The 12,636-nt window shown below is 36.1% G+C and carries 12 protein-coding genes; 5 read left to right on the top strand and 7 right to left on the bottom strand.

All coding sequences use genetic code 11. The annotated features are described in order from the left end of the window. The first annotated feature begins 25 nt into the window (after positions 1-25). A complete protein-coding gene (gene polA, locus ACFIMQ_RS00710) occupies positions 26-2,950 on the top strand; it encodes a DNA polymerase I (protein WP_375703186.1) in 2,925 nt (974 codons plus the stop codon). On the opposite strand, the gene ACFIMQ_RS00705 is transcribed toward polA, so the two are convergent. The 7 genes from ACFIMQ_RS00705 to ihfB form a co-directional block, all read right to left on the bottom strand. After that, positions 2,947-3,825: an endonuclease/exonuclease/phosphatase family protein gene (locus ACFIMQ_RS00705; RefSeq protein WP_375615663.1), complete on the bottom strand. Its 879-nt coding sequence runs from the start codon at positions 3,823-3,825 to the stop codon at positions 2,947-2,949. The genes polA and ACFIMQ_RS00705 overlap by 4 nt on opposite strands. A 115-nt stretch (positions 3,826-3,940) precedes the next feature. Continuing rightward, entirely contained in the window at positions 3,941-4,714 is a 774-nt protein-coding gene (locus ACFIMQ_RS00700) for a Bax inhibitor-1/YccA family protein (RefSeq protein ID WP_375615662.1), read from the bottom strand. 1,132 nt (positions 4,715-5,846) lie between these two features. Further along, positions 5,847-6,350, bottom strand: coding sequence for a signal peptidase II (gene lspA / locus ACFIMQ_RS00695; RefSeq protein WP_375703185.1), 504 nt, complete (start codon positions 6,348-6,350; stop codon positions 5,847-5,849). Next, positions 6,340-7,194: a TrmH family RNA methyltransferase gene (locus ACFIMQ_RS00690; RefSeq protein ID WP_375615660.1), complete on the bottom strand. Its 855-nt coding sequence runs from the start codon at positions 7,192-7,194 to the stop codon at positions 6,340-6,342. The genes lspA and ACFIMQ_RS00690 overlap by 11 nt, the downstream gene beginning before the upstream one ends. A gap of 2 nt (positions 7,195-7,196) precedes the next feature. After that, on the bottom strand, positions 7,197-8,129 hold the full coding sequence (locus ACFIMQ_RS00685; protein WP_375615659.1) for a class I SAM-dependent methyltransferase: 933 nt from the start codon (positions 8,127-8,129) through the stop codon (positions 7,197-7,199). Between the two features lie 174 nt (positions 8,130-8,303). Further along, positions 8,304-8,600 (bottom strand): lipopolysaccharide assembly protein LapA domain-containing protein, encoded by a 297-nt coding sequence (locus tag ACFIMQ_RS00680; protein WP_375615658.1) that lies wholly within the window; start codon positions 8,598-8,600, stop codon positions 8,304-8,306. Between the two features lie 7 nt (positions 8,601-8,607). Further along, the gene (gene ihfB / locus ACFIMQ_RS00675) at positions 8,608-8,886 is read right to left on the bottom strand and encodes an integration host factor subunit beta (protein ID WP_375607912.1); all 279 of its coding nucleotides are present in this window, start codon (positions 8,884-8,886) and stop codon (positions 8,608-8,610) included. A 185-nt stretch (positions 8,887-9,071) separates the two neighbouring features. Between ihfB and lptC the strand changes: the two genes are divergently transcribed. The 4 genes from lptC (at position 9,072) to ptsN (ending at position 12,578) form a co-directional block, all read left to right on the top strand. Beyond that, on the top strand, positions 9,072-9,716 hold the full coding sequence (lptC, locus tag ACFIMQ_RS00670) for an LPS export ABC transporter periplasmic protein LptC (protein ID WP_375615657.1): 645 nt from the start codon (positions 9,072-9,074) through the stop codon (positions 9,714-9,716). A 104-nt stretch (positions 9,717-9,820) separates the two neighbouring features. Continuing rightward, positions 9,821-10,393 (top strand): LptA/OstA family protein, encoded by a 573-nt coding sequence (locus ACFIMQ_RS00665; RefSeq protein ID WP_375615656.1) that lies wholly within the window; start codon positions 9,821-9,823, stop codon positions 10,391-10,393. A 6-nt stretch (positions 10,394-10,399) separates the two neighbouring features. Then, entirely contained in the window at positions 10,400-11,194 is a 795-nt protein-coding gene (gene lptB, locus ACFIMQ_RS00660; protein WP_375607915.1) for an LPS export ABC transporter ATP-binding protein, read from the top strand. Positions 11,195-12,113: 919 nt separating this feature from the next. Beyond that, entirely contained in the window at positions 12,114-12,578 is a 465-nt protein-coding gene (gene ptsN, locus ACFIMQ_RS00655; RefSeq protein WP_375615655.1) for a PTS IIA-like nitrogen regulatory protein PtsN, read from the top strand. Positions 12,579-12,636: the final 58 nt, after the last annotated feature.

Here is a 12,636-nt window from a genome sequence, read left to right as displayed (position 1 = left end):
GCTGAAATGGAGAAATAAAATTGTCATGAAAGCAACAGATCATCTTTTGTTGGTTGACGGATCAGGCTACATTTTTCGTGCTTACTATGCTTTGCCGCCTTTAAAACGTAAAAAGGATGGACTACCAATAGGAGCGGTAGCTGGTTTTTGTAATATGTTATGGAAATTACTTTGTGATGCTCGTAATACTGCTATGGGTATTGTTCCAACACATTTTGCTGTTATTTTTGATTATTCATCTGATACTTTTCGGAAACAAATTTATCCTCAATATAAAGCGAATCGCGCTGAACCTCCTGAAGATCTAATTCCTCAATTTTCTCTGATACGCCAAGCAACAAAAGCTTTTAATTTGCCTTGTATTGAAAAGGAAGGTTTTGAAGCGGATGATTTAATTGCTACTTATGCAAAACTGGCAACGAAGGTTGGGGCAAAGACAACCATTATCTCTTCTGATAAGGATCTTATGCAACTCGTAAATACGCATGTGTCCTTGTATGATGGAATGAAAGACAAACATATAGGGATTTCAGAAGTTATAGAAAAATGGGGTGTTGCACCTGAAAAAATGATTGATTTACAAGCTTTGATTGGAGATTCAACGGATAATATACCGGGTGTTCCAGGAATTGGTCCCAAAACTGCATCCCAGTTGTTAAATGAATTTGGTTCTCTTGATCTTTTATTGCAACGCGTAACAGAAATTAAACAGACAAAACGGCGTGAAAACATTCAAGCTTATAGAGAACAAGTTAAAATGTCTCGTGAACTTGTTAGGCTTAAAACAGATGTTCCTATGGATAATGATTTAGATGATTTTGTTTTGGAGCCGCAAGATGGTCCACGTTTAATTGCTTTTTTGAAAGCGATGGAATTTTCAACATTAACGCGTCGCGTGGCAGAGGCAACGTCATGCGATGCAGCTGTTATTAATGCACTTGATATAGATGTTGAATGGGAAAAACTAAGCCCCAGGAATGATTCTGATATCAGGCATGATTCTGAAATCAAGAATACTGAGCGCGTATCTTTTCATAATTTTTCTGAAAATTCTCCACAAGTTTTTGCACAAAAACGTAAAGATCAAGCACTGTCTCAAAAAATTACAAGAGATACTTACATAACGATTCTTGAGGAGGAAACTTTAAAAGAATGGTTATGGCAAGCGCAAGAACAGGGCTTTTTTGCTTTTGATACTGAAACTACATCTCTTGATCCGATGCAAGCAAAGCTTGTTGGTTTTTCACTCGCATTACAACCAGGAAAAGCAGCCTATATACCACTTGAACATTTTGAGGAAAAAGAGGACCTTTTAAGGGATGGGCGTATTGCCTCGCAGATTGAGACCCAAAAAGCTTTAGCACTTTTAAAACCGCTATTAGAAGATTCAGCGGTGTTAAAAATTGGTCAGAATATAAAATATGATTGGTTGGTGATGAAGCAATACGACATTGTTATACGTTCTTTTGATGACACTATGCTTTTGTCATATGCTTTTGATGCTGGAATTTTAACCCATAATATGGATGATTTGTCTGAACGTTGGCTTGGACATAAACCAATTGCCTATAAGGATTTAACGCATAAAGGAAAAAAAATTACTTCTTTTGCACAAGTAGATTTAAAACAAGCTACCCTTTATGCGGCGGAAGATGCCGATATAACGCTACGCCTTTGGCAAGTTTTGAAACCGCAACTTGTTGCTCAGAAAATGGCAAAAATTTATGATCGCCTTGATCGACCACTCATAGAAGTTCTTGCAAGAATGGAAGAACGTGGGATTCTTGTTGATAGGCAGATTTTATTGCGCCTTTCAGGAGAATTGGCGCAAGCTACTTTGATTCTAGAAGAGGAAATTTACAAACAAGCTGGTGAAAAGTTTAATCTTGCTTCACCCAAGCAATTGGGGGATATCCTTTTTGGCAAAATGGGACTACCTGGAGGCGCTAAAACCAAGGGCGGACAATGGTCAACTTCTGCACAGACCTTAGAAGAGTTGTCTGCTGAAGGTCATCTATTACCGCGTAAAATTATTGAGTGGCGTCAACTTGCAAAGCTAAAATCTACCTATGCCGATGCTTTGCCTTCTTATATTTTACCAAAAACAGGGCGTGTTCATACGAATTATTCTTTGGCAATAACATCAACAGGGCGATTATCATCATCAGAGCCAAATTTGCAAAATATTCCAGTACGAACTGTTGAAGGACGTAAAATTCGAACAGCTTTTATTGCTCCCAAAGGGCACGTGTTGCTTTCTGCTGATTATAGTCAGATTGAATTGCGCATTCTTGCACATATTGCGGATATAAAAGCGTTAAAAGAAGCTTTTGCTAAAGGACACGATATTCACGCTATAACGGCGTCACAAATGTTTGGCGTTGCGATAGAGGGAATGCATTCAGATATACGACGGCGTGCAAAAGCGATTAATTTTGGTATCATTTATGGTATTTCAGCTTTTGGCTTAGCCAATCAATTAGGAATTTCACGCCAAGAAGCGGGTCGTTATATTCAATTGTATTTTGAAAGGTTTCCAGGAATTAAAGATTATATGGAAAAGACAAAAAACTTTGCACGTGAAAATGGTTATGTAGAAACAATTTTTGGACGTCGTATCCATTATCCAGAAATAAAAGCAAAGAATGTAAAAATTCGTTCCCTTAATGAACGGGCAGCGATTAATGCCCCGATTCAAGGCTCTGCTGCAGATATTATTCGCCGCGCTATGATACAGATGGAAGATGTTTTAAAAGGAGAAAATCTGTCAGCAAAAATGTTGCTGCAAGTACATGATGAACTGATTTTTGAAGTACCAAAAGAAGAGAGTAAAAAAACCATGGACGTTGTTAAAAATGTTATGGAAAATGCTACAATGCCGGTTTTATCTTTATCTGTACCCCTTGAAGTAAAAGTCATGACAGCTCAAAATTGGGATGAGGCACATTAACTTTTTTTATTTATTTTATGTTCAAGAACGTTCATGGCGTTGGCAAGATTAAGGTAGGCTTTTATAGGCAAATGATCTGAGGCAATACGTGCAAGTGGTGAATGATGATTTTCAATATTTGTTACCAATTGGTGGGGAAAAGCAAAAACGCGATCAAGGGCTAAAAGAGGAAAACGCGAAGGAAAGCTTGGCACAACTTCAAGCGTGTTATCAAAATAGGGAGAAAAATGGTTCAAAGATGAGCCTTTTCCTATCCGCCATTCATTAAAATCTCCAATGAGGAGTGTAGGCATAAGGGAGCGTTTTTGCAAAATTGCAAGGAGCATTTTTGTTTGTTGTTTACGAGAATAACGTAATAAGCCAAAATGAGCCGCAATAATACGAATAGGGCCTGCTTGCATTTCCAATTCTACAATTACAGCCCCACGTGGTTCAATACCAGGAAGAGTGACTTGTAAAGTTTCATGTACATATCCCTTTCGCAAAAAAAGAGCGTTCCCATGCCAACCATGACCATGAGGTGACATGGTATTGAGAGGCACAGGAATCAAGCCAGTTTCAGCTTTTAATAACTGAAGATTAATCAAACCAACGCGCTCTCCAAAACGTTTATCTGCTTCTTGAAGAGCAAGGATATCAACTTGTAATTCATTAATAACACGTACAATACGTGTAGGATTAAAAATTTTATCAATACCTACACATTTATGCACATTATAGGAAGCAACGGTTAGATCATAATTATCATTTGGCTTGATGATGTTTGGTTGATGATGAGAGCGGCTATAGATTGCCTTTAAAAGGGAATTATGGAGCTTTTGTTGGATAAAACCGGTAAACCAAGGAAACTTTTGCTTGTAAGGTATTTTTGTCATTTTGCGAAAAGAATATAATCTCTAAGAGGCAAAGGGTAAAAACTTACACTAAAAACAAAAGAACCTTGTTTCTTTTGGAAACAAGGTTCTTTCGTTAAGCGATGATCTTTTAAAATCAATCACGGTTTGAACCAAGAAATTGTAGCAAGAAGACAAACATATTGATGAAATCAAGATAAAGATTCAATGCACCCATAATAACTTTACGTCCTCTTGTGTCACCTTCATCTCCTTCGTAATACATCAACTTAATGTTTTGAGTATCGTAAGCTGTTAAACCAGCAAAGATAAAAACACCAATAACGGAGATAGCAAATTGCAAAGCACTTGATCCAAGAAAAATGTTCACAATCATAGAAAGTAACAAACCAATCAATCCCATAAATAAGAATGAACCGATTGCTGTAAGATCACGCTTTGTTGTGTATCCATAAAGTGAAAGAGCTCCAAAAGTTGCAGCGGAAATAACAAAGGTTTGTACAATACTTTCTGTCGTATAACGCAAAACGATTGAAGATAGTGAAAGACCAACCAGAGCAGCATAACCAAAAAAGAGGCTACGAGCAGTATTTGTGCTCAGTGTATTAATTTTAAAACTGAGGAATAAGACCGCTATGAGTGGTGCAAACATAACAATATAAGAGAATGGTGATGTATAAAATGTTACTCCAAAAGATGTTAAATAAACACTGCTATTGATTTGAGCTGCTGCTTGACTCATATCTGTTGTCGTTGCTAATGATACAATTGCATAAGCGGCAGCAGCTGTAATAAGCAAACCAATGGCCATTGTATTGTAGACACCCAACATATAGTCGCGCAATCCCAGATCAATTGATGCATCGGCATGAGAAGCAGGCGCCGAACGTAAATTTTTAAAATTAGCCATAATATAAAATCCTTTAGCATATGTTCCGTCAGATATTGGGGTTTAAAAGTATCTCTGTCATTACAGATACACACTTCGTATAAGCCTTAAATTGGCTAACACAAAAACCCTAAGAATCACTGGCGGAATTCCAGCATATCTGCTCTTATTATGGAGATTTATTTAAAAATTACAAGAGATTTATCTGAAGAAGGAACCTTACAAATTGGTAAGGAAATAGTTTATTTTGATGAAATAATATTTCCATTTTTTGCCATATTTTTGCAAGATAAAAAGACTATACTTAAAATTTTTTTACTGTTCATAGAAATTGTGTAATACAATTCTCTATAAGGTATCAACTATCTTTGCTTTGATGAAGAGAGAGGCAAGTGTCGTCGCACTGTTTTTCAACTTACAATATTACATCATTGCATCTGCTCTATACGGTTAGAAGACCTATTGAATTGAACCTTTTTATATAAAAATTGATATAAATAATAAATTATCGTTTTGTATGCTAAATTCTTCTCCGAATATCGTAAGATTCTCTGATGACAAATTTTCTTATATTAAATCAATCAAGGTTATTTATTTGCTTGCTCCACACAAGCAAGATTGGTGTGTAAAAGACATGGTTTTAATTAATTCAACATGCGAAAGTTCGAAATAAAAGAAATTTAGGGTTCTCATTCAATATACAAAATGGTAAACTATTATTATATATCAATATGTTGTATTATCAATAAAACATTGAAAATAGTTAAAGGATATTGCTTATTAAGCAATATAAATAAAAGAGGGATGTTTTTACACGAAGCGCTTAAGAAAAACACTGTAAAAATGACGCCTGTAAAAACTAAAAAACATATGAAAAGCAATTGTTTTAAGCAAATGAACAGAATTTAAATGCTGTAAAATATTTCCTCTCAGAATGGGATATAGGACATATGAGTAAAAAATTATTGGTTTCTATTTGAGTTCATTCCTTTTACACGGATCAAGTATATAAAGATCAAGTGAAAGTAAGGTCTTATAATTCCATGAAAAGAAACACATGAAATTATTAGCAAGAAGAATTGATCAAGAGAAATCAATTTGTAATCAGGCTTATGATGATCAAGAATCTCTGGTTTTTAAGGCGCTGAACATATCAATGAGAAGATGTACTGTTGGAATGACGTTTTGCCTTCATCCAAGTACGCAATTCTTCAATAAGGATGGCAATAACACCAAGAGTGATAAAACTATCTGCAAGGTTGAAAATAGCAAAATGAAAGATATCATCAATATGAAAAAGTATATAATCAGTGACATGATGAAAGCGAATACGATCAATGAGATTGCCGATTGCTCCCCCAATAATAAGGATAAGACCAAAGCGCATAAAAGATTTATTATATTCAGTATTTTTCCATAACCATAGAAGAAAGATAATCACAATGATCGTGATGGCGATGATTCCCCAGTGAGAAAAGGAAGAAAAAAATGAAAATGCAATGCCAGAATTGCGCACATGATAAAGGGAAAGAAAAGGAATAAGCGAAATTTCTGTTCCTAAAGGCATATTGTGCATAACCCAGTATTTGACAGCTTGATCAAGTACTACTGTAAAAGCCAAGCCCAAGAGAAGAAAAGGGAGTGATTTACGAATCATGTTTTTCCTCACATGGTTCCAGTATTAAATAAGGGCGACGGATTTCATAAAGCATAACAGCTGTTGCTACTGCTAGATTAAGCGAATCAGCACGTCCACTTTGTGGAATACGCGCGAGTTTATTACACCGCCTTGTAAGACGATCTGATAATCCCTGTTTTTCATTTCCCATTAAAAGGATAACAGGACCATTTTTGAAATCAAGTGTCCGATAATCCAGAGATCCTTTAAGATGCGTGCCAACGATCATGCCTTTAAAGTGAGCAGACCAGTTTAAAAAGGCGCTTTCATCAAAACGATAAAGCGGTATAGAGAAAATTGATCCCATAGTTGCACGAACTGTTTCAGGCGAGAAAGGATCTGTTGTTTCGCCAATTAAAATAACACCTTTAGCACCTACGGCATCGGCAGTTCGGATAATGGTACCAAGATTTCCAGGATCACGCACACGATCAAGCGCGATATAAACATCTTTAGTCTGTTCAGTTATCATTTCAAGAGGTTGCCATTTTTGTTTAAAAATACCAATAACTGTTTGTGGATTATCGCGTCGGGTAAGTGATTCCATAACCTTTTGTGAAGCTTTAATCACAAAACCACCATTGGCTACAACGCGTGCAGCAATATTTTCGATAGCAGCATTACCGATTTTGCTTTTAGAAAAAATAAGCGTCTGTATTGTCCAGCCGAGATCGAGAGCATCAATGACCAATTTCAATCCCTCTGCCATGAAAAGACCCTCTTTATTACGATTTTTCTTTTGGCTGAGCGCTTTAAGATCTTTTATAATAGGGTTGCTAAGAGAAGTAATTTCTTTCACTTTGCCAGTTTTAGGTCTAAACATATTCAAGCAATCCAACGGCTAAAAAGGGAAGTAGAAAGAGCACGTCCTGCAACTTCTTCACGCAAAATAAGTTCTCCTGATTCGACCGTACCACCAAGATTTACAAATGCATCACGCATTAAAGCATGAAGTGCAAAGAAGGAAGCACGAATAGAATAAGCTGTAAGCACAACAGAAAGCGGTTTATCAGAGAGAAGTTTACGACAATTTGTGATCATATCTGGTAAATGATCAAACAGTTGCCAAACTTCACCATGGGGTCCACGCCCATAAGCAGGGGGATCAAGGAGAATCATATCATAGCTTTTCTTACGACGCAGTTCACGCTCGACAAATTTCACAGCATCATCACAAATCCAGCGAATAGAATGATCTGGTAATCCTGCTCTTTCCTGATTAGCTTTTGCCCACGCAATGGCTTTTTTAGAAGCATCAACATGGGTAACGTTCGCACCCGCTCGTGCTCCAATCAAAGAGGCAACACCTGTATAGCCAAAAAGATTCAACAATTTTATAGGACGTGCGGCTTTAAAAATTTGTTCTTCTATAGAGCGCCAATGGGCATCTTGTTCAGGAAAAACCCCCACGTGACGAAAAGAAGTAAAACGGCCTAGAAAAGACAGTCCATTCCAAGAAAGTGGCCATGTCTCATTAAGTGGCTTTTTAGGAAAATGCCAACGACCAACCCCTTCTTCATCACGGTTTCCCGTGAAAATAGCATCCACATCTGCCCATTGTTTCTGTGATAAAGCGGGTTTCCATAGCGCTTGACCTTCTGGTCGAATAATGCGGTAAGCTCCATAACGTTCTAATTTTTGTCCATGACCAGAATCAATAAGGGCATAATTTTCACTTATGGCTGTTTCTAAAATAAGAGGCAACTTTTCCTGCGGATACTGATTAGTGTGGGAGGATTGAAAGCATTGTGCAGGCATGTTTTGTATCATGGTTATGAGGTATAAAAATTATATTATAAAGCTCTTAAATGTTTCGTAAAAGTACAAAAAAGCTAACGTCAATTAAAACATGTATAAAAAAAAGAAAAAGAGCACTTTTAAACTCCGTATTAATATAAAATACAGAGAGAAAAAGATTTCATTAAAATACCATTACACCAGATTTGATATAGTCGTTTTCAATTTCTCGATCTCGGCTTTACTTTTTTTGAGAGCTTTTTTACATTTGTGATAGGAAAACCAACGGATCAGATTTCCTAATAAGATACCAAAACCAAAGAAAATAAAGAGCCATATAAAGAGGGGAGCATGATAAGTAAAACTTTCAGAATTTGCTCGAAAAGGATCAAGGTTTAACGGAACCATTTGACGATTAGCTACGATAAAAACAATCAAAAACGCTGTGAGAATCACACTGATACTTGTTAGAAGAATACGTTTAATAATCATAAGTTTCTCATTGATTAAGACGGTCACGTAAATCCTTGCCAGTTTTAAAAAAGGGAATCCATTTTTCATCAACAGTAACGGCTTCACCTGTTCGTGGATTACGTCCATTACGAGCTGAACGGCTCTTTACAGAAAAAGCTCCAAATCCACGAAGTTCAACGCGATTGCCATTTGCAAGTGCTGTTGAAATTTCCTCAAAAATAGCGTTCACAATATTTTCCACATCTCTTTGAAAAAGATGCGGGTTATGACGAGCAATAATTTGCACAAGCTCTGATTTAACCACAATAGCCTCACTTTCACACAAAAAACTTTTTTATAATTGTGCACTCCATGCATATTACAATATATAAGCGGATAAAAGCAAAATAAAACAAAGAAAAAACAAATTGCAAGAAACAAAATTTTAAAATACCTCTTATAAAGGTTATACAGATTAAAAATGCGGAACATTTAAGAGATTAGGAGAATATGTTCGTACACAAACCTTATGAAGTCTTTTCTACGCGATCATCTTTTGGAGATGTTTTTAAAAAAGCATCCCGTCATTCGCGTCGCATTAGCATATTAAAAATTTTTTTACCTTTCTTAGCGTTGGTTTCAGCGTTGGTTTTTTGCTGGTTTACGTTTTTCTCAGTTCCTGTTACTTCTAATTCTATGCCTTTGAATAGCGAAGAGAGTGAAGTGATGAATTTGACGATACTCAATCCAAAATTAGAAGGGTATACGCGTGCTCATGAACCTTATTGGCTTAAAGCAGAAAAGGCATTTCAAGATCATACACACTCTGGAATAATTAGGTTGCAAAACATTACGGCTAAAGCGTCTATGGGCCAACAAAGACAGGTTTTTCTCGCAGCACAAGGGGGAGTTTACGATAATATTAATGGTTTTTTACAGTTGGATAAGCCATTCACTGTTACAACAAATGATGGGATGATAGCACAATTTATATCCGCTAGTATTAATTTATCTGAGGGGCAGTTAAAAACAGATCAACGTGTTAATATTCAGCGAGCTGGTTTGCATCTTGCAGCAAATGCTTTGCAAATTCGAGAAAAAGGAAAAAACATGTATTTTCATGGTGGTGTGCATTTAGTGCTTCAAAAGCAATGACGGAATATCAATACGAATCTTTAAAGTGGATATTTGTAAAGAAAAGTATGTGTATATAAACATGAAGAATTGAAATCATGAGATCATACAAAAGATGGATAGGTATGGCATTAGCTTTTAGCATGGGAATGTTAGAAGGAGGGATGGTTTTAGGATATGCTGAAGGGACTCATTTGGGAATAAGTCTATCAAGCGACAAAGAACCAGTAGAACTTCATGCAGATTCTTTAGAAATACGTGATAAAGAGGGGATAGCGCTTTTTCAGGGTGATGTTTCAGTAGTGCAAGGTGAACGTCTTTTACGAGCGGCAAAATTAGTTGTTTACTACGATAAAGCCTATAAAAAAACGGATAGAAACAAAGAATATACAAAGGCATCACCTGTTTCTTTATTGGGTTCGTCAAGCATAAAAAAAATGGAAGCTTTAGGAAAGGTCTATATAAAAATTGCTACGCAAATTGCTACAGGTGATAAAGGCGTTTTTGATGGAAAGTCAAAAATGATGAGTTTGACTGGGAAGCATGTTGTGTTAACTGATGGTGATAATGTGGCAACGGGGTGCAAATTAACGGCAAATATGGAAAGCGGAAAGGCTTTTTTAGAAGGTTGTGAGACGCCTGAGAAAAAAGGCCGTGTTTCTATTATTTTTAAACAAAATCAAAAGAATGGCCATTAAGATTTCATGTTTGGAATCAAAAGAAAAAAACAGACTGATAGGTATGACCTTGCAAGTGAAGCTTCAAAAAAGCGCTTAAAGGGGACCTTGATTGCCAGTCATTTAGTTAAAGTTTATAGAGGAAGACGAACTGTTAATGGTGTTTCTTTTGGCATTCGTACAGGAGAAGCTGTTGGTATTTTAGGGCCCAATGGGGCTGGTAAAACAACTTGTTTTTATATGGTTATGGGGCTCATAAAATCTGATGGAGGCTCCATTAAGATTGATGGATTTGATATTACACATTTTCCGATGTATCGACGTGCACGTTTAGGTATTGGATATCTTCCGCAGGAGGCCTCTATTTTTCGTGGACTTTCAGTAGAAAATAATATTAAAGCTGTTTTAGAGGTTGTTGAAAAAGATCGCCTTAAACAACGTGAAGAGTTAGATAGCCTTTTACATGAATTTAAAATTGATCATTTACGTAAAATGCCTGCACTTTCTTTATCTGGGGGTGAGCGTCGGCGACTTGAAATTGCGCGCGCTTTAGCGTCTCGTCCCAATTTTATGTTACTTGATGAACCATTTGCAGGAATTGATCCTATCGCTATTTTCGATATTCAACAACTTATTCGTCATTTAACGAGGCGTGGCATTGGTGTTTTAATAACGGATCATAATGTGCGTGAGACATTAGGACTTGTCGACCGCGCTTATATTATTCACACAGGTAAGGTGTTAGTTCACGGTTGTCCTAATGATATTATCAACAACGTTGATGTACGCAGAATTTATTTGGGAAATCAGTTTTCTCTTTGATTTTACAATTTTCACGAGTTTCCATTTAAGTTTAACCGAACATTATTAATTACTGAAAATCTCCTTATTTATGCCAAAACTTCTTTTATGACTATAATCTTAAAATGTTTTTATGGAGTGGTGCAGAAAGCTTCATCACTATAAGGTGAATTTGTTGCTTTATTGGTTTAGATTACGCATGATTGTATCGTAGAAAAGATATCACTAGATTAACTTGATAATGAGTGATAAATGAGGCTGTAAATAAATGTATGTGTTATTGAAAGGTAAGAGATATTCACCATATTTTTTTCTGTCGAATCAAATAACATATCGATAATGCTGTTTTGGGTATTTTGATGGGAGCACCAATTATATATTGCGGTTATTCAAGAGGGATTGTCGTGTTTTATTGGTTTGTATGGCATATTTCAAAATAGGAGCTCGTCTGTAGATATCAGAATAGATCTATAAATCTTTTAAAACAGTCATTAATTTTCTAGAAGCCTTTAGATTGTTGTCATAAGGCAGTGTTCAAGCTATACCGTAATTGTATAAAGTAAAGGTCTATTTCGCTCAGTATGTTTCCCATGTTATTAAGAGCTCGTTTTAAAAGAAAGAAAAAATTTAATTGGGAATTGTGCATTAACTCTTGTGATAAGTCTAATAAATTTTATCAATAATGACCTTTTCTAGTGTCTTAAGGAAATTAATTTTATGAGCAATTTTATTTCTTTTTTTTCTCATGCTGTTAATGAGGAGCTAAATATTATTTATTGTTGTGTTAAAAGTGATATGACATGTATTAAATCATCACCCATTATAAATTGAAAAATAAAAACACATGCAATGATGCATGAAAGTGAAAGAACTTTAAGTATCTATACCGTTTATAGGTTTATTGATTGAGCATTTGAGCGTGTAAGAGGAAAATTAAAGGATGAATTTGAGTGAGTTAATAGCACCAGAAGCAATCATTCCGACCCTTAAGGCTAATTCAAAAAAACAGGTTCTGCAAATTTTAGCCGAAAAAGCGTCTCAGCTGACAGGTCTTAGTGAGCATGTGATTTTTGATGTTGTTTTGCAACGCGAGAAGCTTGGTTCAACGGGTCTGGGTGGTGGTATTGCGATTCCTCATGGGAAATTGCCAGATATTAATCGTATTATTGGTATATTTGCACGTCTTGAAAACCCTGTTGATTTTGAAGCTCTCGATGATGAACCTATAGATCTCGTTTTTCTCCTTTTAGCACCTGAAAATGCTGGTGCAGATCACTTAAAAGCTTTATCGCAAATTGCGCGTGTTTTGCGTCACGCTGATGTTGTGCAAAAATTGCGCAATACGCATAATGCCAATGCGCTTTATGCTTTATTGATTCAAACTTCAGAATCAAATGCAGCTTAAAAGGTATTATGAGCGTGTAAGTTGCGAGGTATGCGCTACAGAGTGTAGGAAAATAATA

The organism is Bartonella sp. AD13SXNS, from assembly GCF_042196465.1.
Classification (GTDB): domain Bacteria; phylum Pseudomonadota; class Alphaproteobacteria; order Rhizobiales; family Rhizobiaceae; genus Bartonella.
This window is presented reverse-complemented; position numbering and strand designations above follow the sequence as displayed.

Coding starts and splice junctions, on each gene's coding strand:
- ACFIMQ_RS00700 (WP_375615662.1), bottom strand. CDS start 4,714: ATGGCTAATTTTAAAAATTTACGTTCGGCGCCTGCTTCTCATGCCGAT.
- ACFIMQ_RS00680 (WP_375615658.1), bottom strand. CDS start 8,600: ATGATTATTAAACGTATTCTTCTAACAAGTATCAGTGTGATTCTCACA.
- polA (WP_375703186.1), top strand. CDS start 26: ATGAAAGCAACAGATCATCTTTTGTTGGTTGACGGATCAGGCTACATT.
- ptsN (WP_375615655.1), top strand. CDS start 12,114: ATGAATTTGAGTGAGTTAATAGCACCAGAAGCAATCATTCCGACCCTT.
- ACFIMQ_RS00685 (WP_375615659.1), bottom strand. CDS start 8,129: ATGCCTGCACAATGCTTTCAATCCTCCCACACTAATCAGTATCCGCAG.
- lspA (WP_375703185.1), bottom strand. CDS start 6,350: ATGATTCGTAAATCACTCCCTTTTCTTCTCTTGGGCTTGGCTTTTACA.
- ACFIMQ_RS00705 (WP_375615663.1), bottom strand. CDS start 3,825: ATGACAAAAATACCTTACAAGCAAAAGTTTCCTTGGTTTACCGGTTTT.
- ACFIMQ_RS00690 (WP_375615660.1), bottom strand. CDS start 7,194: ATGTTTAGACCTAAAACTGGCAAAGTGAAAGAAATTACTTCTCTTAGC.
- lptB (WP_375607915.1), top strand. CDS start 10,400: ATGTTTGGAATCAAAAGAAAAAAACAGACTGATAGGTATGACCTTGCA.
- ACFIMQ_RS00665 (WP_375615656.1), top strand. CDS start 9,821: ATGGCATTAGCTTTTAGCATGGGAATGTTAGAAGGAGGGATGGTTTTA.
- lptC (WP_375615657.1), top strand. CDS start 9,072: ATGTTCGTACACAAACCTTATGAAGTCTTTTCTACGCGATCATCTTTT.